The sequence below is a fragment of the Ruegeria sp. D7 genome (assembly GCF_056534355.1).
Genome location: NZ_JBQFPG010000008.1, coordinates 1 through 23,343 on the forward strand (window position 1 = coordinate 1; position 23,343 = coordinate 23,343).

The following is a 23,343-nucleotide window of genomic DNA, read 5'->3' on the forward strand; positions in this document are numbered from 1 at the left end:
CAGATGAAAGTGGCGGGCTGGTTGCTGAACGACGAGGCCCCGTTGACAGTGCGCCTGGCTTCAGCACCGGACGTATGCCGTGCCCTTTGTCGACCGCTTTGCTGCGATCGACGCCACATCGGTACGCACCAATGCCAATTTGCCGGACGAGCGTCTGGTTGATCTTTACTTTTTTGGTCGCTGGGCACCGGTCTCGAAGATGCCGGTCGCTGTAAACTGCGCCGAAAACAGCCGCGCCAACCTGGCAGACGGGGCCGAATTCGCCGATGACGGACGTTTGCTGAACGCCAGCTGGATCAAGATCGACGCTGAAGATCCGGTAATCGAGGCAACCTGCGGGGTCTGACCATGTTGAACCATCTGAGCCTGCGCCTGAGGGTGTTCCTGTTCTTCCTATTACTTGCGGCAGGAGGGCTGATCATCAGCACCCTGGCTTTGTGGGTCGGTTATCAGAGGGCAAGTGATCCTGCTCTTATGGATGCGTTCATCTTCGCAGAGATACTGATCGCTTTTGGAATGTTGGCGCTAGTTGCCGGAGTCTGGCTTCTTTTTGATGACAACGTTGCAAAACCGATCGAGCGGCTCTCGGCCCAACTCCGGGCGCGCGCACACGCCGGGGTCAGCACGGATTTGGACCTTCAGGCGGCGCGTTATTTGGGCGATCTGGCCCCAGCCGCCGCTGGACTGGCCGAACAACTGGCTGCCAACGCCATGACCACGGCTGAGGCCGTGGCCGCGGAAACGGCCCATCTGGCCTCGGAAAAACAACGTCTAACGGCGCTGCTGACCGAGATTCCGGTTGCAATGCTTTTAGCCGGACCGAAGCATCAGATCGTTCTATATGACGCGCAGGCGGCTGAGGTTTTGGCACAGATCGCACATCCCCGGCTAAACGCCTCGCTGTTTGACTACCTCGAAGCAACCGGTCTGACGGATTCCTATGCGAAACTGATAAAAACCGGGAAAGACGTCCATTGCACACTGACCAGTGTCGATGGGCGGCAATCGTATTCAGCCCGTATGAAACCATTGGGCGATGCCCCCGGTTACATGCTGGTCTTCGATGACAGTGCCGCGCAAATCGATCCCGACGCGGCCCGCCCGCTGGTTTACGATTTCGAACTTCTCGACACACCCGGTGACGACGCGTTTGAAGATAGACCCCTGTTGGACCTCTGCTTCGTAGTCTTTGACACCGAAACCACGGGGCTGCTCCCGCATAAGGATGAGATCGTACAGATCGGTGCTGTGCGCGTCGTAAAGGGTAAAATCGTCGAAGGCGAACGGCTTGATACCCTGGTCGACCCCGGCATCCCGATCCCCCCAGCTTCAACCAAAGTGCATAAGGTCAGCGACCGGATGGTTCAGGGTGCGCCTGATATTGCCGAGGCCGGTCGCAGCTTTCACCAATTTGCCCGGGATGCCGTCATTGTTGCCCACAATGCACCATTCGACATGGCTTTCCTGCGCCGCCATGCCGAGCGTATGGGGGTGGAATGGAGCCACCCCATTCTGGATACGGTCCTGCTGTCGGCGGTGCTGTTCGGGGCAAGCGAAACGCATACGCTGGACGCTGTCTGCGAACGGCTTGGCATAACAATTCCCGAAGCCCTGCGTCACACGGCCTTGGGTGATGCCGTCGCGACCGCCGAAGTGCTGGTTCGGATGCTACCAATGCTTACGGCCCGTAATTTGGTGACCTTTGGCGACGTCATCACCGAGACTCGCAAACACGGACGGTTGCTTGAAGACCTGAACTGACCAGAAATTGCTACCACCACCGCAGCTTTCCGTAGACAATTCTGGCGTCGCGTGGCACCTGAGACAGGCCCATGTACGAGCGCGCGATGACTGAAAAGACCTTCATTCCCAGCCCCGAGCAAAGCCTCGCCTTTCGCGAGGCCCTGAGCTGTTTCGGCACCGGCGTCACCGTTGTGACCACAAATACCTCCGAGGGCCCTGCAGCAATCACGGTGAACTCATTTGCGTCTGTATCGCTGGACCCGCCGCTGGTCCTGTGGTGTCTTGATCGGGATTCGAACCGGTACGACGCGTTCCACAACTGCGAATATTACGCGATCCACGTAATGGCGCAGGACCAGCACGACCAAGCATTGCAATTCGCGCGAAACGGGTTCGATTTTTCCCATGCGGATTGGCAGGAGGATGACGCCGGGCGTCCCCGACTTGCGGAATGCCTCGCCCGCTTCGATTGCCGTCTTTCGGCCCGTCATGAGGCAGGTGACCACCTGATCCTTGTTGGTCATGTTGAACAGGTCATGCATCGCCCAGGTCAGGGGCTGATCTTCAAGCGCGGACAATTCGGCGGCTTCGCCGATCTGATCTAATCGTCCAGCGAGCCGTGGACGGCCAACGCTTCAAGTTGCGCCTCTTGCGGGGCGATCACGCGGAATGCCTCGTGCACGCCTGCACCCGTCAGCTCTCGGGCGACGGTCAGCAATGTGTTCGGGGCATGATCTTCGCACAGCTCGGACATATGCGAGATTTCGGCCTGCGCCACTTCTAACGCGGCTTCAACCGAAGGCGCGCCGTAGAATTGCACGAAATGCTCGGCCAGATATTGCGTGATCTGGTTAATCTCGGCCTGCTCGACCCGCGTAACGGCAACAAATGTAACGCGCCCGAAGGTTTCAAGCCCCAGCCATCCATTGGCAAAGGCCTGACGCGCCTTACCTTCCAGATCAGCCTCACTCCAGTTCGAAAACTCGAATCCGCCCGAGATGCACCATTCACCGGTTCTTGCGGGTGAATGAAACACGTTCATATCGCTTTCATCAAAATGGATAGCACGGGCGAGTTTCATCTGGCGGTCTCCAATAATTCTGTCAGCGGGCGTATATGTGTGTCCGCGCCGTCGCGGATCAGCATACCGAAGCGCTCATCGGTGCCCAGAAAGACACCCCCTTCTCCAATAGGTTCTCCGACACCGCGCAGCAGCCCCATCCACTCAGCGTGAAGCGGCGCGTTACCGTCCTCGTTCCAGCGGTTCAACCAGGTCAACATGTGACGCGACCAGCTCTCGACCAACTGCGTCGCAGAAACCTCGGCGCATCCTTCATCATAGAGCGAGGTAACATCCGGTGTTTCCCCCGGTGCATCGCTGGTTTGAAGCAAGGCCAGTTCCCAACCAACGATCAGCCAATCGGGAACCTCATCCACCTCGGCAGACGAGGCTGAGACTTTTATTGTCCCACATTTTGCACCGTTTACACAGATCAGCCCATCCCAACCAAAGTGCACCGCGACCTCGGGCGGGGCCAGCGCGCCCAGCGCATTCTGGAACCCAACAACACAAAGCGGCAGCATCGCCATAGCATCCTGCAACGGAACCTCGGGCGCGAATACAATCGCAACGCGCAGACGATCCGCCTGAATATTGTGGACCACAGTTCCCGCGTCACAGCCCAGCGCTGCCATCGCCTGGGCACGCTCGAACGGGTCTTCGCCAGCCTTGGCAGGTTGCCCTTTGAGCAATGGGGGAAAGACCGGCTGGGTCACGCGTTGCCCTTGGCAATCATGTCGCGGGCGATCTTGCGGAAGGCTTCGGCTTGCGGGCTGTCAGGTTTGCTGACAACGATGGGGGCACCCCCGTCGGCGGCAACTCGGATATCCAGATGCAGCGGAATTTCCCCTAGCAATGGCACGCCCAGCGCCTCGGCTTCTGAGGCAACACCGCCATGGCCAAAGACATGTTCTTCGTGTCCGCAATTCGAGCAAATATGCGTCGACATATTTTCGATCATCCCAACAATGGGCGTCTTGAGCTGGTTGAACATATCGATCCCCTTGCGGGCGTCGATCAAAGCAACATCCTGTGGGGTTGAGACGACAATGGCTCCATCCACCTGAAACTTTTGGCTCAGCGTCAGTTGCACATCGCCGGTTCCGGGGGGCAGATCAACGATCAACACATCCAATGCGCCCCATTGCACCTGACTCATCATCTGCTGCAAGGCGCCCATCAGCATGGGGCCACGCCAGACAACCGCCTGCCCTTCGTTGGTCATTAACCCCATCGACATCATGGTGACACCGTGATTGCGCAGCGGTAGGATCGTCTTGCCATCTGGGCTGGCCGGTCGCCCCGACACGCCCAGCATCCGGGGTTGTGAAGGGCCATATACGTCTGCGTCCAACAGGCCTACGCGACGGCCTTCAGCTGCCAGCGCGCAGGCAAGGTTGGCCGACACGGTGGACTTGCCCACGCCACCCTTGCCCGACGCAACCGCGATGATCCGGTCCACACCGGGAACGGCCTGCGGTCCGGTTTGTGAGGGCTTGGGCTTGGGCTTCAAATCAGGCGGCGCTTTGTCCGAATGCGCGGTCAACATTGCCGAGACCTTGGAAACACCATCAACCATCTGCGCCGCCTGTTCGGCTGTGGCTCGTACGGGCTCCATCTTCTCGGCCTGTTTGGGATCGATCTCCAGCACAAACCGAACGGTATCGCCTTCAACATTCAATGCACGCACGATACCCGCGCTCACAATATCCTGACCAGAAACCGGATCGGTAATCTTCTTCAAGTTTGCTAGAACTGCATCACGGATGCTCATGCCGTCTTCCCCTTGATCCGCCCCGCGCTGGGCGCCTTGCGTATCGACAGAATATAGTCGCCGCTCATTGCATGTGTCTCCGTCTCATTTTGTACATTTGACGCATCGGGTCAGCCACCGTTAGGCTTAACCATGCGCTTTGTCCTGTTGTGCCTGAGCCTGACGCTCACCGCCACCCCCTCTTGGTCGCAAGAGGCATTGGGCCTTGCCGCCCCGGATGAGGTGACAAACTCAGGTCTTTTGCAACATATTCTTCCGCGCTTTTCTCTCAAGACCGGAATACGTGTTGTTGCGGATGAAAGCGGCGTCATGTCACTGGCCCCAAGTTCGCCCGGCGATCCGGTCTTTGCCCGTGACGGGGTGGTCTATCATCTAAGAATCGACGACAGCGCCAAGCAGGTAAGGTTTCGTGAATGGCTACTTTCCGACATTGGCAGACGGACGGTTGAAAACTTCATCCCCGACGAGGGCACGCCCTTTAGCGCAAGTTTCGAAACTGCCACTGTTACCAAAGAGGTCGTGGTCGACGGAAACGCGCTGCTTGGCGAAGATCTGTCGATGACCCATTGTGGCCGGTGCCACGTAATCGGCCCAAAGAATCGGATGAACGGGCTGGGTTCGACCCCGTCTTTCGCAGTGCTGCGCGCAATGCCCGACTGGTCGGAACGGTTTCAGGCGTTCTTTGCCCTGAACCCACACCCAGCTTTCACGCAGATCGAGGGCGTCACCGAACCTTTCCCGCCCGAGCGCCCCTCGCCGATCCATCCGGTCGAGATGAGCCTGGATGACCTCGAAGCAATTCTGGCTTTCGTGACCGCCATGCGCGCCGCCGATCTGGGCGCGCCACTGCAACTTCAGTGATCCTTGCGCTTTGAAAGGTAATCATCCGTTGTGACAACCCGTGGTCTGGGGGCGGATTGAAATGGATTGTCAGCGCTATGGAACTGGGCGTTCACCCGGCAATTGTCGCACATCTGGATCATCCGCGCCTGATCCGAGGTCGCGAACATCGGATGTGTGCCCGACAACTTTTCCATGATCCGCTCAACCGTTGATTTAACGCCAAACGCTGCGCCGCATTCGACGCATTCAAAGGGTTCCTCTTCATTCAGCACCTGTTGTGACAGCGCTTGGTCGCTCAGATCAAGCTGGGGCACTAGTGTGATCGCCTGTTCTGGGCAGATCGTTCGGCAAATCCCGCATTGCAGGCAGGCGTCCTGCTGGAAATTCAACTGCGGCTTGTCCGGGTTATCGATCAGCGCCCCCGATGGGCAAAGGGACACGCAACTCAGGCACAATGTACAGGTGTCGGTATTCACTGCAATCGCGCCATAAGGCGCGCCCTCGGGCAAGGCCAGCGGCACCTCGACCTCCGGGTTCAAAGCTTGCCCCGCCAGACGCGCTATTTGACGACGATTACCCAGTGGAAGCACCGGATCAATCAATGGCTGCGGAACATCTTGCGCATAAAGCAGATCTGCCAGCGCATCCGGGTCGGTTTCATCGATCAGACTCAGTGCGTCTTGCACTGCGATAGCCCGAGCCAGCTCTAATTCACGATCAAGCGCGTCCCGTTCGGTCTTAGGGCTAATCAGGATATCGGCGCGCGCAAAGCCATGCGCCAGCGCTGCGAGCATCTCGGCATGTCCAAAGCCCGAAACCACGTTCAGCTCCAGCGGAATGACATCCGCTGGCAGTCCTCGTCCAAACCGGGCCGCCATCCGGATCATCTGCGCCCCATGGGCGTCGTGCACCAGCAGTCGCGGTGCAACGCCGCCCGCGCGCCGGAAGGTCCGGGCCAGTATGTGCATCCGCGACAATACCGCCGAGACCGGAGGATCTTCATATGTGATGGCAGTCGACGGGCACAACGCCGAACACTCACCGCACCCGGCGCAAATCATCGGATCAATGGCTACATGATCGCCAGCCGGTGTGATCGCACCGGTCGGGCAGACGTCCAGACAGTTTGAACACCCCGTTTGTTCCGCTCGCGAATGGGCGCAAAGCGTCTCATCCAATCGGACATAGAGCGGTTTTTCAAAGGTCCCGACCAGTTGCACCGCTTCAAAAGCAAGACGCGCGACGGCCACCGCATCTCTGGGATCAGCGCGCAAGTACCCCTCGCGCTTTTCGGGGGCATTAACCAAAGGTGTTGCTCCGGTCAGATCAACAACAATGTCGCAACGCGACGTTGCACCGTCACGGGGTGCGCTCCAACCAAATTCTCCGCGTCCGCCGGGATCCAGTTGCTGCACTTCATCCAGATGCCAAACAAATCCACCCAGCGCGCCGGTCAGTCTGCGTATTCGTGCGCGCGCAACGTCATAGTTGCGGCTTAGCAGTTCTGCATCGTCAACCAAAAGCACAGTCACGGCCAACACAGCGGACAGCTGTTCGGCCAACGGAAAGACAACCTCTCCGGGCCCCACAATACAGCAGGTACCTTCACTGATGACATCGAAACTTGGGGTCACTGGCTGCGGCAGTAATGCCTCAGCCGCGAGCGCAGCCATTTTGGGGGTTGCATTGGTCCCCTGTTCGGACCAGCCAGCTCGGTCGCGCAGATCGACAAATCCGGGCGCTTCAACACCCAGTTCCTCGGCAAGCTCGCTAAAAACTGCACTTTCCTGAGCGCAGGCAAACACCACCTGCTCATCGCCCGTCATCAACTCGGCGGCAGTTTGAATCTGGCGCGTACAAAGGGCGGTATGCACCTTCGAGCACTCCGTATCGCAGGCTGCAGAAATACCATCTGCGTTCAGGGACTGCGTCCCCTCGCAATCACACAATATGAGCTTGCTGGCCATTTCCCCTCCCGACGCTGCGTTCTGCCCCATCAGCAGCTTAGACCCAATCCGCGCCGAGGCAATGCGAAGCATCAGAGAAAATCCCGATATGTGCATTATTTTTCATCACAAATCGCCATCAAAACCTGAAGTTGGAAATAAACTCTAAGTGAATGTCTCATATTAGGCGAAACTAGACTTGGCAGGTCGCCAATTTATGTAACATAGTACATCAATGGAAGGCAGGGGAGAGCCTTCCGGGGAGGAGCCAGTGGCCAAGGCCGCAAGCCGGACTGAAATGACAATTGGCGTCGTCGTGCGCAGAACACCCGGGGTGACACGCTGGGCGCGTTGGAACTGGCGCGCGGTCGCTGTTTTGCCAGGTGCAAAGCCTGCCGACTGGCAAGAGTTGCGACGTGAAGGTGAGGCCATCGAATACCATGCAGCCACCCTGCCCCTCACCCTGTGGGCCGATGAAACCGAAGCCTACATGGTCAACCTGTCGGACGGTCAACCTTCGCTGTACCTGGTTTTGCGGGATGAGCTGAAAGGCGAAACACCCCTGAATGCCGTATTGATCACCGCCTCACCGTTCGAGGGTCAGGATTATGCGGATACCGGCGAAGAGATCGTTGAGAAGATTCCGATGACCGAAGGGTTGATTGCATGGCTCCGCGATTTCACCCTGCAGCATCATCAGGACGAGGTGTTCATAAAACGTAAACGGGACAAGAAACGCACCGATCTGGTGGAAGACGGCAAGGGCGATGCACGAATCCGGCAGGATTCAGATGTCTACCGGGCTCCGCGTCGGGTGCTGCAATGACCCAGGCCCGCGATTTCTGGTCCCGCCGCAAGGCCGCCGTTCAGGCCGAGACCGAAGCAGAAGCTTTGGCCGCAGAGGAACAGATTATCACAACGCGGCAAGCTGAGTTGGAGGAAAAAAGCGACGCCGAAATTCTGGCCGAGTTTGATCTGCCCGATCCCGACACGCTGGAAGCCGGCGATGATGTCTCGGGCTTCATGGCCAAAGCTGTACCTAACCGTTTGCGCCGCCGCGCCTTGCGGCGCCTATGGCGGTTGAATCCTGTTCTGGCCAATGTCGACGGGCTGGTCGATTACGGCGAGGATTATACCGATGCGGCCTGCGTGATTGAGAACATCCAGACCGCGTATCAGGTTGGCAAGGGTATGTTGGCGCATGTCGAAGCGCTCGCTACCGAGGCAGAAGTGTCCGAAGCAGAAACAGAAGCTGACATGCCCGAGGCGATCGAGTCAGGTGAAGAACCGATCAACGCCGTCGAACCAGAACCGGAAGCCCCACAGATGGTTGAAATGGAAGAGCCAGAGGAAATCGAACTCCCCCCTGCTCCACGCCGTATGAAATTCGAATTCGAAGGATAACTCTATGACCGCAGACAACGCGCAAACATTGGATATCTCGACTGAGGATCGTCTGCGTGCGGATTTCTATAATTTTCTTGGCCTGCTATTGGCCGGTCCACCCGATCAGTTGCTTTTGGATCAGATGGCCGGGCTAAGCGGTGATGACTCGGTTCTAGGTCAGGCCATTCAGGCAATGGCACGGGTGGCCAAGGTGACCAAGCCTGCCGCCGCAGAGCGCGAATTCAACGCACTGTTCATCGGATTGGGCCGAGGCGAACTGCTGCCTTATGCCTCTTTCTACCTGACGGGATTTCTGAACGAAAAACCCCTGGCGCAGCTGCGCAATGACATGGCCGCGCGGGGCATCACCCGGGCGAAGAATGTTTATGAACCCGAAGACAACATCGCCTCGCTAATGGAAATGATGGCGGGCATGATCGTCGGTCGGTTCGGCGCGCCCGCCACGCTGGAAGATCAAAAGGCGTTCTGGAGCAAACATATCGGGCCCTGGGCCGCGCATTTCTATTCGGATTTGGAAGGTGCCGAGAACTCGGTTCTCTACGCCTCGGTCGGCACGGCTGGTCGGGTGTTCATGGAGATCGAACGTGAAGCCTTTCGAATGACGGCGGCCTAGCCCGCCATTCGCCGGTGCCTTTAGGCACCAAACCGCAATTGGGACAGGAGGAGCCCATGAGCAAGACCAAGGAAGAAGGCGCAACCCGCCGCGACTTCCTGAAACTGGCCGGTACCGCAGCGCCCGCTGCTGTAGCCGCCGCCAGCCTGTCTGGGAAAGCCGAAGCAGCCGAACTGCCGACGGACGAAACCCGGATGCAGGACACCGCGCACACGCGCGCATACCTCGACAGCGCCCGGTTCTGACCCGGACGTAGTCATACCCGACTGACGGTTGCGATTGGCCCTGAAGTCGGTTTCGCGAAGTACCAAGCCAGCCATGGGTTACATGGCCAGCAAGGGAGGAAAGAAATGCTTAGGAAAAAGACCAACGGGGTTGCGAGACGCCCCCAGCGGACAAGTATCCTGTCCCAGGTCGGCGAGAAAACCGTCGATCGCCGCGCATTCTTGCGTGGCTCGGGCCTGACGATCGGCGGCCTTGCCGCGATCAGCGCCACGGGTGGAACCGTGACGCCCGCCAGTGCCCAGACAGCGGCAAACACCGCCGTTGAGAATATCAAATCCGTATGCACTCACTGCTCGGTCGGCTGCACGGTCGTTGCCGAGGTACAGAACGGAGTCTGGATCGGGCAAGAACCCGGCTGGGACAGCCCATTCAATCTGGGTGCACACTGCGCCAAGGGGGCCTCGGTCCGCGAGCACGCCCATGGCGAGCGCCGCCTGAAATATCCGATGAAAAAGGAAGGTGGCGAGTGGAAGCGCATCAGCTGGGAAGAGGCGATCAACGAGATCGGCGATGGCATGATGAGCATCCGCGAAGAATCCGGGCCGGACAGCGTGTACTGGCTGGGGTCTGCGAAGCACAATAACGAACAGGCCTATCTGTTCCGCAAGTTCGCCGCCTATTGGGGCACGAACAACGTGGACCATCAGGCCCGTATCTGCCACTCGACCACTGTCGCGGGTGTTGCGAATACATGGGGCTACGGCGCCATGACCAATTCGTACAACGACATGCACAACAGCCGGGCCATCTTCATCATCGGTGGTAACCCGGCCGAGGCGCACCCCGTCTCGCTGCTGCATATCCTGCGCGCGAAAGAGCAGAACAATGCGCCTTTAATCGTCTGCGACCCGCGCTTTACGCGCACCGCGGCCCATGCGGATGAATATGTCCGCTTCCGCCCCGGCACAGACGTTGCGCTGATCTGGGGTATCCTGTGGCACATCTTCGACAACGGCTGGGAGGACAAAGAGTTTATCCGCACCCGTGTCTGGGGGATGGACCAAATCCGTGAAGAGGTTGCCAAGTGGAACCCGGATGAGGTCGAACGTGTCACCGGCACGCCCGGCTCGCAGCTGCGCCGCGTCGCACGGACCATGGTGAACAACCGCCCCGGTACCGTTGTATGGTGCATGGGTGGTACGCAGCACACCAACGGCAACAACAACACTCGCGCCTACTGCGTGCTTCAGCTTGCGCTTGGCAACATGGGCACCTCGGGTGGTGGCACCAACATCTTCCGCGGCCATGACAACGTGCAAGGCGCGACGGACCTTGGTGTTCTGTCCCACACCCTGCCCGGCTACTATGGCTTATCCAAAGGCGCATGGGGTCACTGGGCACGAGTCTGGGGTGAAGAGCCCGAGTGGCTTGCAGGCCAGTTCGCCACGATCAAGGATAAGGAAGGCAAGGATAAACCGCTGCAGAATGAGCGCGGCATCCCGGTTTCCCGCTGGATCGACGGTGTTCTCGAAGACCCAGCTAACATGGATCAGGACAACAACGTCCGCGCCATGGTTCTGTGGGGCCACGCGCCCAACTCGCAGACCCGGATGACGGAAATGAAGACGGCGATGGAGAAGCTGGACATGCTGGTCGTGATCGACCCGTATCCCACCGTCTCGGCCGTGCTGCATGACCGCACCGATGGCGTCTATCTGCTGCCCGCCTGTACGCAGTTCGAAACCCGTGGCTCGGTCACGGCCTCGAACCGATCGCTGCAGTGGCGGGACCGCGTGGTCGAACCTCTGTTCGAAAGCCTGCCGGACGAGGTCATCATGGCCAAGTTCGCCAACAAGTTCGGCTGGGCGGATCGGTTCTTCCGCAATATCGAGATGGAAGATCCCGAAACCCCGAATGTTGAAAGCATCACGCGTGAGTTCAACAGCGGCCTTTGGACAATTGGCTATACCGGTCAGTCGCCGGAACGTCTGAAAAGCCATATGGCCAACCAGCACACGTTCGACAGAACCACGCTGCAAGCCATTGGTGGCCCCAACGACGGCGAGTATTACGGTCTGCCCTGGCCCTGCTGGGGAACGGCTGAGATGGGTCATACGGGGACACCAAACCTGTATGATATGTCCAAACCGGTGGCCGAAGGTGGCCTGACCTTCCGCGCCCGTTTCGGCGTGGAACGGGATGGTGACAACCTGCTGGCCGAAGGGGTCTATAGCGTTGGGTCGGAAATCCAGGATGGTTATCCGGAATTCACGATGCAGATGCTGATGGATCTTGGCTGGGACGGTGACCTGACGGCTGAGGAACGTGCGGCCATCGACGCCGTTGCGGGACCAGAGACCAACTGGAAAACCGACCTTAGCGGCGGTATCCAACGGGTCGCGATTGCCCATGGCTGTGCGCCCTTCGGGAACGCAAAGGCACGCGCGGTCGTATGGACCTTCCCGGATCCGATCCCACTGCACCGCGAGCCGCTCTATACAAACCGGCGCGATCTGGTGGAGGACTATCCAACCTACGATGACCGTCAGGCCTATCGTCTACCTACCCTTTATGCGTCGATCCAAAAGAACGACTTTTCAAAGGATTACCCGATAATCCTCACGTCTGGTCGTCTGGTCGAGTATGAGGGTGGCGGCGATGAGACGCGGTCGAACCCGTGGCTGGCTGAGCTCCAGCAGGACATGTTCGTCGAGATCAATCCGCGCGATGCCAACAACCTTGGTATTCGGGACGGATCACAGGTCTGGGTCGAAGGTCCTGAGGGCGGCAAGGTCAAGGTGATGGCGATGCTGACTAACAGAGTCGGCGCCGGTGTCGCCTTCATGCCCTTCCACTTTGGCGGCCATTTCCAGGGCGAAGACCAGCGGCACAAGTATCCTGCCGGTGCAGACCCCTATGTGCTGGGTGAAAGTACCAACACCGCCCAGACCTATGGCTATGATTCAGTGACCCAGATGCAAGAGACCAAAGCGACTCTCTGCAAAATCTGGTCAGCGTAAGGAGGACGATAATGGCTAGAGCAAAGTTTCTCTGCGACGCTGAACGCTGCATCGAGTGTAATGCCTGCGTAACCGCGTGTAAGAACGAGCACGAGGTGCCGTGGGGCATCAACCGCCGCAGGGTGGTGACGATCAATGACGGCAATCCGGGTGAACGCTCGATCTCGGTGGCCTGTATGCATTGTTCGGATGCGCCCTGCATGGCGGTGTGCCCGGTCGACTGCTTCTATCAGAACGAAGAAGGGGTCGTCCTGCACTCCAAGGACCTGTGCATTGGCTGCGGCTATTGCTTCTATGCGTGCCCCTTCGGCGCGCCGCAATACCCGCAGGCGGGCAACTTCGGATCGCGAGGCAAGATGGACAAATGTACCTTCTGTGCTGGCGGCCCCGAGGAAACGCACTCGACCGCAGAGTTCGCCAAATACGGTCGCAACCGGATCGCAGAGGGCAAATTGCCCATCTGCGCCGAGATGTGTTCTACCAAGGCCCTGCTCGCCGGCGATGGCGACGTGGTCTCGGCTATTTACCGCGAGCGTGTCGTCGCGCGCGGATTTGGTTCGGGCGCTTGGGGTTGGGGCACGGCCTACGATCAGAAAGACGGCTGACCCCGTCTACTAAAGCAAAACGGATGACCCGCAGATGTGGGTCATCCTGCATTGGATTTTTATTGAGGTTCCGATGTTGCGCTTATTCATCGCTTTCCTGCTTTCGCTAACGCTGACCCAAGTTGCGGGCGCTCAAACCAGTGAGGGGGCCGCCCCTGCGGATTCGACCGACCGGTCTACAACCGGCGGCGCGACCACGCTTGAGGACATTCTGGCCCGCCAGCGTGGCGAGAAGGTCGACAACAGCTACAGGTCTGAAAACACCGGTCAGGGCAATGTTGAAGGCCTGCTGGGACAGTTCGGCACCCATGGTGTTGCCTCTGACAGTGACGTCTACCGCGCGCTGCGTTACGGATCTGCGGACGTCACCGTTTCATCCCAGGGACCTGCGGACAGCGTGCTGATTCAAGACGGCGGCATGTGGTGGTTGAACTTCCGAACTGGCCCGTTGCGTGAATATGGAACCTACATTCTGGGCGGAATGCTTGCGATCATTGTGCTTTTCTTTCTGATCCGAGGAAAAATCCGCATCGACGGAGAAAAAACCGGCCGCACGGTCCTTCGTTTCAATAGTTTCGAACGTTTCGGTCACTGGCTCTTTGCCGGGTCGTTCCTTGTGCTCGGCATCACAGGCCTGCTGACCCTTTATGGCCGCGATTTCTTGATCCCGGTCTTTGGCAAAGAAGGGTTCGCCACTATCGCGCAAGGGTGCAAGTGGCTTCACAACAACCTCGCATGGGCCTTCATGTTGGGTCTGATAATCATCACCATAAACTGGATTGCCCATAACATCCCCAACAAGACCGACCTGAAATGGTTGGCCGCCGGAGGGGGCTTGTTCACCAAAGACAGCCATCCACCAGCCAAGAAATTCAATGCGGGTCAAAAGATAATCTTCTGGGCTTGCATTCTACTGGGTGTCTCTATCAGCCTGTCAGGCCTGTCGCTGCTATTCCCGTTCGAGCTGCCGATGTTCGCCAAAACCTTCTCAATCGCCAATTCGACAGGTATTCCGCAGGCGTTGGGTCTGAACCTGCCAGTGCAGATGTCACCGCAGGAAGAGATGCAATATGCCCAAGTTTGGCATGTCATGGTCGCCTACGTGTTCATCGCCATCATCATCGCCCATATCTACCTTGGCTCGGTGGGCATGGAGGGTGCGTTTGACGCCATGGGCACCGGTGAAGTCGAAGAACAATGGGCACGCGAGCACCACTCGCTGTGGCTGGAAGAGGTGCAAGAAAAAGAGGCTGGCAAGGCATCGGCCTCACCTGCAGAATAGATGCGCTGGCTCGCTCTTGCGCTTGTTTTGACCCCCCTGCCCGCCTGGTCCGAGTTTTTCACGCTCAAAGGCCATGGCGGGCCGATCATGGGGATCGCTTCGGCGCCGGATGGGCGTATCGCAACGGCCAGTTTCGACAATTCGGTCGGTCTCTGGACCGGACAGACACCGGAATGGCTGGAGGGGCACGAAGCGGCAGTGAACTCGGTCGTTTTCAATGGCACTGCAATCTATTCTGCCGGGGATGACTTCACCCTCCGCCGCTGGCCCGGCGGGGATGTAGTCGGGCAGCACAAAGGCAAGATTATCGGCATTGCAGCGTCGAAAACTCATATCGCGACGGCCAGCTGGGATGGCACCATCGGCCTGTGGCCGGTGGACGGGTCCGAGCCGACCCTGCTTGGGCCAATCGGCAGCGGGGTGAATGCAGTTGTTTTTACGCCGGACGGAAAGCAGCTTTATTCGGCAGGTGTCGACGGAGCGTTGCGTATCTGGGATGTCGCCAGCGGTCAGGAAACAAATCGCCTGATCGAGCATGGTTTTGGCATCAATGAATTGGTCCTGAACGCACATGACAACTGGATCGCCTATGGCACCGTCGATGGAGTGACACGCATCCTGAGCCTCGCCACCGAAGAAGAACATGACTTTACGTTGGATCGGCGCCCGATCCTCGCCATGGCATTGAGCCCCGATCGCAAGCTGTTGGCTGTCGGTGATGGTGAGGGCTTTATAATGGTCATCGACACGGCTGAATGGCGCATTGCACAAGATTTCCGCGCCACCCTGCGCGGTCCGGTTTGGGCGCTCGCTTTTTCTGCCGATGGTCAAAACCTTCACGCAGGCGGCATTGATGAGGCAATGTACAGCTGGCCCGTTTCAGCGCTGGGCGATCGCGAACAGATGGCCGCTGCCGAACCCAGCTTTCTGAAAGACCCAAGCGAGATGGGCAACGGAGAACGGCAATTTGCGCGCAAATGTTCGATCTGTCACAGCCTGACGCCGGATGGGGGTCGACGTGCGGGTCCTACCTTGCACGACATCTTCGGGCGGAAAGCGGGCACATTGCCCGGTTATTTGTACTCGGATACGCTGCAAGACTCTGATATCATTTGGAATGAAGAGACCATAAATGCCCTTTTCGACGAAGGCCCGGACCACTACATTCCTGGGTCAAAGATGCCGATGCAGCGGATCACGCAAGCACAGGACCGGATAGACCTGGTCGCGTTCCTGCGCAGCGCCACCGCACCGCAGGATTGAGCCGGAGGAGAACATGAAAGCCTTTCTGACCGCCGTCGCCGCGATGGTCGTGATCACTGTCGCCGCTCCTTACACGCTGGATCAATTCGGTTTCAGCGCCGCCGACAAAACGTCCGGTTCGGCTGTACGCCTCGACTGAATGCCGCAATACCTGACCACCCGCGAATTGGCGGATCTGCTGCGCATTGGTGAGCGGAAGGCCTATGATCTGGCATCCTCGGGCGAAATCCCCTGTGTACGCGCCATGGGCAAGCTGTTGTTCCCAAAAACCGAGATCATAGCGTGGCTCAACGCCTCACGCTCTGGCCCCGATGTCGTCGAACCACCCCTGCCGCCGATCGTGGCAGGTAGCCACGATCCCCTGCTGGACTGGGCTTTGCGGGAAAGCGGCTCTGGGCTTGCGACTTACTATGATGGGTCTTTCGACGGGCTGAATCGTCTTGCGGAGCGCAGCGCACAGGCGGCGGCCTTGCATATCCACGAACCGGAAGGCTTCAACACTCAGACCCTGCGCGACACGATTGGCGAAGCACCTGTGATCCTCTACCAGATTGCCAACCGGCAGCGCGGCCTGTTGCTGGCACCTGGCACCTCGGACATCTCGGGGTTTCAGGATCTGAAAGGCATACGGATCATTCTGCGGCAAGACAGCGCCGCCAGCCAGCGTCTGTTCGATGCACTGCTCGACGCCCACGGTCTGGGTCGTGATGATCTGAACACCCTGCCTGTTTGCGCCCGCACCGAAGAAGAGCTGGCCACCGCCCTGCGTGACGGCAAGGCAGAGGTTGGTTTTGGCCTCGGTGCACTGGCGCGCCCGTATGGGCTGAGTTTCGTGCCCACCCATTCCGAGCGTCTGGACCTTGCAATCTGGCGCCGCGCCTTCTTCGAGGCCCCCATGCAGACGCTGACCCAGTTTTTGAAATCCGAGCGTTTTACCGAACGCGCTGATGAACTAGGCGGCTATGATCTCGCAAATCTGGGTCGGATCCACCACAACGGCGCCAGTGGCTGATCTGTCGTCTATTCGCGGTTGCGCTAACCCAAGGCGAACTTACTGTGCGTTTGGAAAAAACAACTGCTCACCATCCAGCGTGTAAGACGCAATCGCCGCCTGTCCATCAGGGCCGATAAGCCAGTCGATAAACCTTTGCCCGGCAGCGGCGCGAACGCCGGAGTGCTTTTCAGGGTTCACGAGGATTACACCATATTGGTTAAACAGGCGCGGATCGCCCTCGACCAAGACCTCCAGATTGCCCCGGTTTCCGAAGGATAACCAGGTTGCCCGGTCGGTCAGAGCATACGCGTCCATGCCGCTGGCCACGTTCAGCGTTGCCCCCATCCCCGATCCGGTCTCGCGATACCAAGTCCCCGACGCCTCCGTCGGGTCAACGCCGGTCGCCTCCCAATAGCGCATCTCGGCTTTGTGAGTGCCGCTATCATCACCGCGCGAGGCAAACGGCAGTTTCGCTTCGGCCAAAGCGGTCAAAGCGGTTACAATGTCGTTGCCACCGGCAATTTTGGCTGGATCAGATTTCGGGCCAACCAATACAAAATCATTGTACATGACATCGAACCGTTCGATGCCCCAACCGTCTGCCACAAACTGCTCTTCGGCGGGCTTGGAATGAACCAGAAGAACATCGCCATCCCCGTTGATTGCGTTCCTGATTGCCTGACCGGTCCCGACGGCCACAACCCGTACATCGATACCGGTTTCGGCCTCGAACCCCGGCAGGATATAGTCCAGCAGACCCGAATTCTGCGTCGAGGTCGTTGATTGCACAACGATAAAGGGTTCTTCGGCCAAACCTGCGCCTGCGGTCAGCCCAAGCGCGACAATTGATGCCCGAACGAAATCAGGGATCATTCGAAGTCTCCATCTCTGTTCATCAGGTTACCAGACCGCCAGCCAGATACCGGCGCGACTCGTTGCTTTTGGGGGCTTCCAGAACCTGCTGCGCCCTTCCGTGTTCCACCACACGCCCTGCCTGCATCATCACGATGTCAGATGCCAGGCGCCGCGCCTGCCCGATGTCATGCGTCACCATCACGATGCGCACACCCCGGGCCGAGGCGCGCAAGACCATCCGTTCGATCATCTGCATAGCACTTGGATCCAATGCGCTGGTGGGTTCGTCCAGGAACAAGGTCTTGGGGTCTAAGGCCAACGCGCGCAGGATCGCCAACCTTTGCGCCTCGCCACCAGACAGCGAACGCGCGGATTGACGTGCTTTACCATCCAGTCCTCCTTCGGCCAGCAAAGCTTCGATACGATGCCTGCGCAAGGCACGGGGCATCGATTTCCGCTTTAGCACAAAGTCCAGATTGGCCGCGACCGAGCGGCGCAGCAGCACGGGGCTTTGAAACACCATCGCCTGCCGCGCTTTGTGGGCTGCATTCAACACAACACCGTCCTGACAGACACGCCCGCTTTCGGGTTGAATCAGACCATGCAGACAACGCAGCAACAGACTTTTGCCAGCGCCGTTTGGACCTAAGATCATGGTCGGACCCGGGCCATCCAGGCACAAATGCGGGACATCGAGCAGCACCTTGCCTTCGCGTGCAATGTGCAACCCTTGGACCTCTAACATACCCGGCGCCTCGGTCACGACATCACGCATGGCGCAGCCCTTCCCGCTCGGTCCGCAGGGTCAACGCGCTGACCATCGCGTTTACCGCCACGGCCAAACCGATCAGGATCACACCCAAGGCCAGCGCCAGCGCCAAGTTCCCCTTCGAAGTCTCAAGCGCAATCGTGGTCGTCATCACGCGCGTCACGTGATTGATATTGCCGCCGACGATGATCACTGCGCCTACCTCGGCGATTGCCCGGCCAAACCCGGCCAGTAATGCGGTGACCAGAGCCAGACGCGCGTCCCACAACAGCACCGGGATCGAAGCCAACCGCGATACGCCGAGCGAGCGAAGCTGTTCAGAATACTCTTCGGCCAGCATCTCGACTACCTGCCGGGTAAGTGCGGCCATGATCGGCGTCACCAGCACCACCTGCGCTATGACCATTGCGGTAGGAGTGTAGAGAAGTTCCAGCACCCCCAGAGGACCGGATCGGGACAACATCAGGTAGACCAGCAAACCGACGACGACTGGTGGGAACCCCATCAGAGCGTTCACAAGGATAATCAGCGCCCGCCGTCCCGGAAACCGCGCGACGGCCAAAGCTGCCCCAATAGGCATCCCGATGACCGCCGAAATCAGAACAGCAAAGATCGAAACACGCAGCGACAACAACACAATTGCCCACAGCTCTGCATCCCCTTCGAGGATCAGCGAGAGCGCCTGAGTGAATTCTGATGCAAATCCCTGCATTTTCTACCATTCATGCCGTATGCTGTGACAAAATGCTATAAATTACAGGGAAATACTAAAGGTTCTGGCCAGCAAGTACAGGCACAAATTCGACATTCAAAACTAAGAACGCGGCCCCGTCAGGGCCGCGTTTGATTGGCACGTCTTTTGCTGTAGCTGGTTCAGTTCAGCGCAGCGTCGGTGATCTGATGTGTCCATGCCCCTTCAGGCTTTTTGGTGATAACCGGATCAGATCCACCCGCCAGCAGGGTATCAACCGTGCGATCGAAATCGGCTGGATCCAGCGCCCCGTTCGACCCTGCGGTCAGCTTGGCAATCTCGCCCATCATGCGCTTTTGATGCTCTTCGGTCTGGGCACCGGTCGCATCGTTTTCGAGAACGATCTCGGCGGCTTCATCCGGGTTCTCTTCGGCGTATTTCCAACCCTTCATCGAGGCACGGACAAACCGTTCCATCTTGTCGGTGAAGGCCGCATCGCTCAAATTTTCTTCAAGCACATATAGACCATCCTCAAGCGTGGCGACGCCCTGATCTTCGTATTTGAAGGTTACCAGTTCTTCAGGCGTGACACCGGCATCAATGACCTGCCAATACTCATTGTAGGTCATGGTGCTGATGCAATCGGCCTGACGCTGCAGCAGCGGGTCGACGTTAAAGCCTTGTTTCAGCACTTCGACACCGCTGTCGCTTTTGCCATCGGTACCGATTCCTAGCTGACTCATCCAGCTCATGAACGGGAATTCGTTGCCGAAGAACCAGACTCCCAGCGTGCGATTTTTGAGATCTTCGGGCGAGGCAATCCCCGCATCTTTCCAGCAGGTCAGCATCATGCCCGAGCTCTTGAAAGGCTGCGCGATGTTCACCAGAGGCAGACCCTTTTCGCGCGCGGCAAGTGCAGCCGGCATCCATTCCACCGTAACGTCTGCTCCGCCACCTGCGATCACCTGTGTAGGCGCAATATCAGGACCGCCGGGTAGAATGGTGACGTCCAGCCCCTCTTCTTCGTAGAACCCTTTATCTTTTGCCACATAATAGCCCGCAAACTGCGCTTGCGTGACCCACTTCAATTGCAGTGTCACCTCATCCGCAGCAAGTGTCGCACTGGCTGCCAGGCTAAAGGCCGCAACCGCCCCACTGAGTAGCTTCTTCATCTTCATATCTCCTAGTTGCTTATGTTTGCCCCGTTTATGGGGTCTGTTGAGTTATTCCTTTATCCTCGCTGCGACGGATGCCAGAAGGTCACCGCCTTTTCGATCATCGCCACTACGCCATAGAAGGCCGTCCCCGCCAGCGCGGCCACCACAATCTCGGCCCACACCATGTCCAGCGACAATTGCCCGACGCTGGTCGATATCCGAAAGCCCATGCCCAATGTGGGGGAGCCAAAGAACTCAGCCACGATAGCGCCGATCAGCGCCAGAGTGGTAGAAATCTTTAGCCCGTTGAAAATAAACGGCATCGCGGCGGGGAGGCGAAGTTTCAGGAAGCTCTGCCAATAGGTGGCGGCATAGGTCTCCATCAGATCGCGCTGCATCGTTGTGGCTTCGCGCAGCCCTGCCACCGTGTTCACCAGCATCGGGAAGAACACCATCACTACGACGACCGCCGCCTTGGAATGCCAGTCGAACCCGAACCACATCACTAGAATGGGTGCGGTGCCCACGATCGGCAGCGCTGCAACGAAGTTGCCGACGGGAAGAAGCCCGAGGCGCAGGAAATCCCATCTATCCACGGCAATTGCCATGAGAAAGGCCGAACCGCAGCCGATGATGTAGCCGCTGAGTGCTCCCTTGATGATCGTTTGAACAAAGTCAGCCCAAAGTGTCGGCAAACTGTCCCAGAAACGGTCCCAGATGACTGATGGCGAGGGCAGAATGACCAAGGGCACTTCTAGTCCACGCACCACCAGCTCCCAGATGCCAATCACGGTCAGACCGAAGATCAGGGGCGCAAGAAACCGCACCATCCGTGTGTCAGAATAGGGTCCGCTGGCCAGACGGCTGTTCAACCACCAGCCCAATAACCAGACAGCGATTGCACCAAGAATAGGTATCATTGTGCCATCCCCATTCGTTTCAGGACGGTCCGCTCGATCAGCCCCAGCAACCCGACGAGACAGGCGGCGAGAATGGCTGCAGCAAACAGCGCCGACCAGATCTGTACCGTCTGGCCATAGTAGCTACCGGCCAGCAGCCGTGCACCCAACCCGGCAACAGCCCCGGTCGGCAGTTCTCCAACAATGGCCCCGACCAGCGACGCAGCGACGCCAATTTTCAGCGATGTAAACAGATAGGGCATCGAGGCCGGCAGCCGCAGTTTCCAAAACCCTTGCGAACGGCTGGCATTGTAGGTTCGCAGCAAATCCAACTGCATAGCATCCGGGCTGCGCAGCCCTTTTACCATGCCTACGACGACGGGGAAGAAACTCAGATACGCCGAAATGATCGCCTTCGGAATGATCCCTTGAACCCCAACAGAATACAGAACAACAATGATCATCGGAGCCAACGCAATGATAGGAATGGTCTGGCTGACGATCGCCCAGGGCATCACCGACAGATCCATCACCCGACTGTGCACGATCCCGACCGCCAGTAGGATGCCCAACCCGGTTCCGATAGCGAAACCCAGCATCGTAGCGCTCAGCGTGACCCAGCCATGATAAATCAGAGAGCGTTTCGAGGTGATTTTTTTCTCAATCGTGGTTTCCCACAACTCAATCCCAACTTGATGGGGTGCAGGCAGACGGGGGCGGTCCTGCTCCCATGTGGCTGGAATTGCAAACGCGTTGTTCAAGGCCAGACCGATCTCCCCCATGTCCCGGCGATCCTTGGCTGAAGGTGGCTGGACTTCAGCACCCGCGCGCTCCTGTTCAGTCAGAACCCCTTTGATATTCATAGGAATACAGGCCGCGTACCAGACAACGACAATGGCGGCGATCACGGTGAGGACTGCAATGATCTGCTTCATGCGTGCCACTCCATCCGAATGACAGGCACTGTGTCAGGTGGTACCGGAGGCTCTCTTCCCGTCTCAACAAAGCCCTCGCGCCGATAAAACCGTTGCGCGTCGACATTTGGCACATGTGTGGTCAGCCAAAGATGGTCGCGCCCCTCCTTCGCCTTATCCAGCAATTGCTTGCCGATGCCCTGCCCAGTGCGCAAACAATACAGCGCACCAACCTTATGTTCGACCGGATCGACAGACATATAGCAATCAATCGGATCACCTGCGATCCAGATGTCCCTGTTCGGAAACGCCTCAAGGATCAGATCCGCCAGCTTTTCTTCTGGCAATTCCTCGGGTATCCAATCGGTCTGGGCGGCCCAGGTCGCGATAATACGCGCGCAATCCCCCACATCTTCGCGGGATGCCCGCCTGATGCCTTTACCCGCCATCACACTTCATCCCCATGACCCGCTCGCAATCCTTCTCGCACGCGGTGGGCGACTTCGATAAACTCGGGCGTATCACGGATATCCAGAGGCCGCTCTTTCGGCAGAGGGCTATCGATCACATCCGTGATCCGGCCAGGCCGAGGGCTCATCACCACGATCTTGGTGCTGAGATACACCGCTTCGGGGATCGAATGTGTTACGAAACCGATGGTCTTCTCGGTGCGCGCCCATAATGCCAGAAGCTGTTCGTTCAGATGGTCGCGCACAATCTCATCCAGCGCACCGAACGGTTCGTCCATCAGCAGAATATCCGCATCAAATGCCAAGGCCCGCGCAATACTGGCCCGCTGTTGCATCCCGCCCGAGAGCTGCCAGGGGAACTTACCGCCAAATCCATCAAGATCAACAAGTTCCAGAACCTTTCTAACGCGTTCCTCCTGCTCGGCAGAGGAATAGCCCATGATCTCAAGCGGCAGCTTGATGTTCTTTGCAATGGTCCGCCACGGGTAGAGCCCGGCCGCCTGAAACACATACCCATAAGCGCGCTTTCGCCGTGCTTCGTCAGGCGTCATGCCATTCACGGTCAGGGCCCCGCCGGTCGGTGTTTCCAGTGCTGCGATACAGCGCAGGAACGTCGTCTTGCCGCAGCCCGAGGGGCCGATAAAACTAACGAACTCCCCCTTGCCAATCGACAAGTTCACATCTTTCAGCGCATGAATAGGCCCATCATTCGTCTGAAATGTAAGATCCAGCTGCCTTGCCTCAATAACGGGCTGAGTAGTATTTTCTGTATTCATTCGATTGCCTTGAAGAAGCTCAGACCCGAGTCGCCAG

26 protein-coding genes are annotated in these 23,343 nt (G+C 58.3%); 14 read left to right on the forward strand and 12 right to left on the reverse strand.

The features are described from left to right. Positions 1-79: 79 nt before the first annotated feature. From ACRZ9U_RS12410 to ACRZ9U_RS12420, 3 genes are all read left to right on the forward strand, one after another. Positions 80-346, forward strand: a complete 267-nt coding sequence (locus tag ACRZ9U_RS12410; RefSeq protein WP_480901966.1) for a hypothetical protein — start codon at positions 80-82, stop codon at positions 344-346. A 2-nt stretch (positions 347-348) separates the two neighbouring features. Continuing rightward, positions 349-1,761, forward strand: a complete 1,413-nt coding sequence (locus tag ACRZ9U_RS12415) for a 3'-5' exonuclease (RefSeq protein ID WP_170405188.1) — start codon at positions 349-351, stop codon at positions 1,759-1,761. A gap of 86 nt (positions 1,762-1,847) precedes the next feature. Next, positions 1,848-2,348: a flavin reductase family protein gene (locus ACRZ9U_RS12420; protein ID WP_170405186.1), complete on the forward strand. Its 501-nt coding sequence runs from the start codon at positions 1,848-1,850 to the stop codon at positions 2,346-2,348. Here ACRZ9U_RS12420 and ACRZ9U_RS12425 read toward each other — a convergent pair. The 3 genes from ACRZ9U_RS12425 to ACRZ9U_RS12435 are packed head-to-tail and all read right to left on the reverse strand — an operon-like array spanning position 2,345 to position 4,577. After that, a complete protein-coding gene (locus tag ACRZ9U_RS12425) occupies positions 2,345-2,824 on the reverse strand; it encodes a DUF6505 family protein (RefSeq protein ID WP_170405182.1) in 480 nt (159 codons plus the stop codon). The genes ACRZ9U_RS12420 and ACRZ9U_RS12425 overlap by 4 nt on opposite strands. After that, positions 2,821-3,519 carry a biotin/lipoate--protein ligase family protein gene (locus ACRZ9U_RS12430; RefSeq protein WP_170405178.1) on the reverse strand — a complete coding sequence of 233 codons (699 nt, stop codon included), beginning with the start codon at positions 3,517-3,519 and terminating at the stop codon, positions 2,821-2,823. The genes ACRZ9U_RS12425 and ACRZ9U_RS12430 overlap by 4 nt, the downstream gene beginning before the upstream one ends. Further along, positions 3,516-4,577 carry an Mrp/NBP35 family ATP-binding protein gene (locus ACRZ9U_RS12435; protein ID WP_170405176.1) on the reverse strand — a complete coding sequence of 354 codons (1,062 nt, stop codon included), beginning with the start codon at positions 4,575-4,577 and terminating at the stop codon, positions 3,516-3,518. Before ACRZ9U_RS12435 ends, ACRZ9U_RS12430 begins: the two co-directional genes overlap by 4 nt. Positions 4,578-4,709: 132 nt before the next feature. Between ACRZ9U_RS12435 and ACRZ9U_RS12440 the strand changes: the two genes are divergently transcribed. Further along, the gene (locus ACRZ9U_RS12440) at positions 4,710-5,438 is read left to right on the forward strand and encodes a cytochrome c family protein (protein ID WP_170405173.1); all 729 of its coding nucleotides are present in this window, start codon (positions 4,710-4,712) and stop codon (positions 5,436-5,438) included. Here the strand turns inward: ACRZ9U_RS12440 and ACRZ9U_RS12445 are convergent. Further along, the gene (locus tag ACRZ9U_RS12445) at positions 5,432-7,387 is read right to left on the reverse strand and encodes a 4Fe-4S binding protein (protein ID WP_170406408.1); all 1,956 of its coding nucleotides are present in this window, start codon (positions 7,385-7,387) and stop codon (positions 5,432-5,434) included. The two genes, ACRZ9U_RS12440 and ACRZ9U_RS12445, sit on opposite strands and share 7 nt — an antisense overlap. 250 nt (positions 7,388-7,637) lie before the next feature. Here ACRZ9U_RS12445 and ACRZ9U_RS12450 point away from each other — a divergent pair, with 250 nt between their 5' ends. From ACRZ9U_RS12450 to ACRZ9U_RS12495, 10 genes are all read left to right on the forward strand, one after another. Then, positions 7,638-8,192 carry a DUF3305 domain-containing protein gene (locus ACRZ9U_RS12450; RefSeq protein WP_170393358.1) on the forward strand — a complete coding sequence of 185 codons (555 nt, stop codon included), beginning with the start codon at positions 7,638-7,640 and terminating at the stop codon, positions 8,190-8,192. After that, on the forward strand, positions 8,189-8,770 hold the full coding sequence (locus ACRZ9U_RS12455; protein ID WP_170405170.1) for a DUF3306 domain-containing protein: 582 nt from the start codon (positions 8,189-8,191) through the stop codon (positions 8,768-8,770). The genes ACRZ9U_RS12450 and ACRZ9U_RS12455 overlap by 4 nt, the downstream gene beginning before the upstream one ends. A gap of 4 nt (positions 8,771-8,774) precedes the next feature. Further along, entirely contained in the window at positions 8,775-9,386 is a 612-nt protein-coding gene (locus ACRZ9U_RS12460; RefSeq protein WP_170405167.1) for a molecular chaperone TorD family protein, read from the forward strand. 56 nt (positions 9,387-9,442) lie between these two features. Then, positions 9,443-9,631 (forward strand): ubiquinol-cytochrome c reductase iron-sulfur subunit N-terminal domain-containing protein, encoded by a 189-nt coding sequence (locus tag ACRZ9U_RS12465; protein WP_170393361.1) that lies wholly within the window; start codon positions 9,443-9,445, stop codon positions 9,629-9,631. Between the two features lie 105 nt (positions 9,632-9,736). After that, positions 9,737-12,631 (forward strand): formate dehydrogenase subunit alpha, encoded by a 2,895-nt coding sequence (locus tag ACRZ9U_RS12470; RefSeq protein ID WP_170393362.1) that lies wholly within the window; start codon positions 9,737-9,739, stop codon positions 12,629-12,631. An 11-nt stretch (positions 12,632-12,642) separates the two neighbouring features. Then, entirely contained in the window at positions 12,643-13,236 is a 594-nt protein-coding gene (gene fdh3B, locus ACRZ9U_RS12475; protein WP_037307340.1) for a formate dehydrogenase FDH3 subunit beta, read from the forward strand. 73 nt (positions 13,237-13,309) lie between these two features. Beyond that, complete coding sequence (locus ACRZ9U_RS12480; RefSeq protein ID WP_170405163.1) at positions 13,310-14,518, forward strand: formate dehydrogenase subunit gamma; 1,209 nt, start codon at positions 13,310-13,312, stop codon at positions 14,516-14,518. Then, positions 14,519-15,781: a c-type cytochrome gene (locus tag ACRZ9U_RS12485; protein WP_170405161.1), complete on the forward strand. Its 1,263-nt coding sequence runs from the start codon at positions 14,519-14,521 to the stop codon at positions 15,779-15,781. 13 nt (positions 15,782-15,794) lie between these two features. Continuing rightward, positions 15,795-15,920 (forward strand): hypothetical protein, encoded by a 126-nt coding sequence (locus ACRZ9U_RS12490; RefSeq protein WP_255612119.1) that lies wholly within the window; start codon positions 15,795-15,797, stop codon positions 15,918-15,920. Continuing rightward, positions 15,921-16,793 (forward strand): helix-turn-helix transcriptional regulator, encoded by an 873-nt coding sequence (locus tag ACRZ9U_RS12495; protein WP_170405158.1) that lies wholly within the window; start codon positions 15,921-15,923, stop codon positions 16,791-16,793. 39 nt (positions 16,794-16,832) lie between these two features. On the opposite strand, the gene ACRZ9U_RS12500 is transcribed toward ACRZ9U_RS12495, so the two are convergent. The 8 genes from ACRZ9U_RS12500 to ACRZ9U_RS12535 form a co-directional block, all read right to left on the reverse strand. Next, positions 16,833-17,648 carry a substrate-binding domain-containing protein gene (locus ACRZ9U_RS12500; RefSeq protein ID WP_170405155.1) on the reverse strand — a complete coding sequence of 272 codons (816 nt, stop codon included), beginning with the start codon at positions 17,646-17,648 and terminating at the stop codon, positions 16,833-16,835. A gap of 22 nt (positions 17,649-17,670) precedes the next feature. Beyond that, positions 17,671-18,405, reverse strand: a complete 735-nt coding sequence (locus ACRZ9U_RS12505; protein WP_170405152.1) for an ATP-binding cassette domain-containing protein — start codon at positions 18,403-18,405, stop codon at positions 17,671-17,673. Then, positions 18,398-19,111: an ABC transporter permease gene (locus ACRZ9U_RS12510; RefSeq protein ID WP_170405149.1), complete on the reverse strand. Its 714-nt coding sequence runs from the start codon at positions 19,109-19,111 to the stop codon at positions 18,398-18,400. Before ACRZ9U_RS12510 ends, ACRZ9U_RS12505 begins: the two co-directional genes overlap by 8 nt. A gap of 161 nt (positions 19,112-19,272) precedes the next feature. After that, the gene (locus ACRZ9U_RS12515) at positions 19,273-20,262 is read right to left on the reverse strand and encodes an ABC transporter substrate-binding protein (RefSeq protein WP_170393369.1); all 990 of its coding nucleotides are present in this window, start codon (positions 20,260-20,262) and stop codon (positions 19,273-19,275) included. A 59-nt stretch (positions 20,263-20,321) separates the two neighbouring features. Further along, on the reverse strand, positions 20,322-21,167 hold the full coding sequence (locus ACRZ9U_RS12520; protein WP_170405146.1) for an ABC transporter permease: 846 nt from the start codon (positions 21,165-21,167) through the stop codon (positions 20,322-20,324). Continuing rightward, complete coding sequence (locus ACRZ9U_RS12525) at positions 21,164-22,081, reverse strand: ABC transporter permease (protein WP_170405143.1); 918 nt, start codon at positions 22,079-22,081, stop codon at positions 21,164-21,166. Before ACRZ9U_RS12525 ends, ACRZ9U_RS12520 begins: the two co-directional genes overlap by 4 nt. Beyond that, positions 22,078-22,509 (reverse strand): GNAT family N-acetyltransferase, encoded by a 432-nt coding sequence (locus ACRZ9U_RS12530; RefSeq protein WP_170405139.1) that lies wholly within the window; start codon positions 22,507-22,509, stop codon positions 22,078-22,080. Before ACRZ9U_RS12530 ends, ACRZ9U_RS12525 begins: the two co-directional genes overlap by 4 nt. Further along, positions 22,509-23,306 carry an ABC transporter ATP-binding protein gene (locus ACRZ9U_RS12535; RefSeq protein ID WP_170405134.1) on the reverse strand — a complete coding sequence of 266 codons (798 nt, stop codon included), beginning with the start codon at positions 23,304-23,306 and terminating at the stop codon, positions 22,509-22,511. Before ACRZ9U_RS12535 ends, ACRZ9U_RS12530 begins: the two co-directional genes overlap by 1 nt. Positions 23,307-23,343 lie beyond the last annotated feature (37 nt).

Excerpts from the sequence above, each read along its gene's own strand:
- ACRZ9U_RS12435 (WP_170405176.1), bottom strand. The coding sequence starts at position 4,577 with ATGAGCATCCGTGATGCAGTTCTAGCAAACTTGAAGAAGATTACCGAT.
- fdh3B (WP_037307340.1), top strand. The coding sequence starts at position 12,643 with ATGGCTAGAGCAAAGTTTCTCTGCGACGCTGAACGCTGCATCGAGTGT.
- ACRZ9U_RS12510 (WP_170405149.1), bottom strand. The coding sequence starts at position 19,111 with ATGCAGGGATTTGCATCAGAATTCACTCAGGCGCTCTCGCTGATCCTC.
- ACRZ9U_RS12495 (WP_170405158.1), top strand. The coding sequence starts at position 15,921 with ATGCCGCAATACCTGACCACCCGCGAATTGGCGGATCTGCTGCGCATT.
- ACRZ9U_RS12480 (WP_170405163.1), top strand. The coding sequence starts at position 13,310 with ATGTTGCGCTTATTCATCGCTTTCCTGCTTTCGCTAACGCTGACCCAA.
- ACRZ9U_RS12520 (WP_170405146.1), bottom strand. The coding sequence starts at position 21,167 with ATGATACCTATTCTTGGTGCAATCGCTGTCTGGTTATTGGGCTGGTGG.
- ACRZ9U_RS12420 (WP_170405186.1), top strand. The coding sequence starts at position 1,848 with ATGACTGAAAAGACCTTCATTCCCAGCCCCGAGCAAAGCCTCGCCTTT.
- ACRZ9U_RS12500 (WP_170405155.1), bottom strand. The coding sequence starts at position 17,648 with ATGATCCCTGATTTCGTTCGGGCATCAATTGTCGCGCTTGGGCTGACC.
- ACRZ9U_RS12470 (WP_170393362.1), top strand. The coding sequence starts at position 9,737 with ATGCTTAGGAAAAAGACCAACGGGGTTGCGAGACGCCCCCAGCGGACA.
- ACRZ9U_RS12415 (WP_170405188.1), top strand. The coding sequence starts at position 349 with ATGTTGAACCATCTGAGCCTGCGCCTGAGGGTGTTCCTGTTCTTCCTA.
- ACRZ9U_RS12455 (WP_170405170.1), top strand. The coding sequence starts at position 8,189 with ATGACCCAGGCCCGCGATTTCTGGTCCCGCCGCAAGGCCGCCGTTCAG.
- ACRZ9U_RS12440 (WP_170405173.1), top strand. The coding sequence starts at position 4,710 with ATGCGCTTTGTCCTGTTGTGCCTGAGCCTGACGCTCACCGCCACCCCC.
- ACRZ9U_RS12445 (WP_170406408.1), bottom strand. The coding sequence starts at position 7,387 with ATGGCCAGCAAGCTCATATTGTGTGATTGCGAGGGGACGCAGTCCCTG.
- ACRZ9U_RS12525 (WP_170405143.1), bottom strand. The coding sequence starts at position 22,081 with ATGAAGCAGATCATTGCAGTCCTCACCGTGATCGCCGCCATTGTCGTT.
- ACRZ9U_RS12425 (WP_170405182.1), bottom strand. The coding sequence starts at position 2,824 with ATGAAACTCGCCCGTGCTATCCATTTTGATGAAAGCGATATGAACGTG.
- ACRZ9U_RS12535 (WP_170405134.1), bottom strand. The coding sequence starts at position 23,306 with ATGAATACAGAAAATACTACTCAGCCCGTTATTGAGGCAAGGCAGCTG.
- ACRZ9U_RS12465 (WP_170393361.1), top strand. The coding sequence starts at position 9,443 with ATGAGCAAGACCAAGGAAGAAGGCGCAACCCGCCGCGACTTCCTGAAA.
- ACRZ9U_RS12490 (WP_255612119.1), top strand. The coding sequence starts at position 15,795 with ATGAAAGCCTTTCTGACCGCCGTCGCCGCGATGGTCGTGATCACTGTC.
- ACRZ9U_RS12485 (WP_170405161.1), top strand. The coding sequence starts at position 14,519 with ATGCGCTGGCTCGCTCTTGCGCTTGTTTTGACCCCCCTGCCCGCCTGG.
- ACRZ9U_RS12460 (WP_170405167.1), top strand. The coding sequence starts at position 8,775 with ATGACCGCAGACAACGCGCAAACATTGGATATCTCGACTGAGGATCGT.
- ACRZ9U_RS12515 (WP_170393369.1), bottom strand. The coding sequence starts at position 20,262 with ATGAAGAAGCTACTCAGTGGGGCGGTTGCGGCCTTTAGCCTGGCAGCC.
- ACRZ9U_RS12530 (WP_170405139.1), bottom strand. The coding sequence starts at position 22,509 with ATGGCGGGTAAAGGCATCAGGCGGGCATCCCGCGAAGATGTGGGGGAT.
- ACRZ9U_RS12505 (WP_170405152.1), bottom strand. The coding sequence starts at position 18,405 with ATGCGTGATGTCGTGACCGAGGCGCCGGGTATGTTAGAGGTCCAAGGG.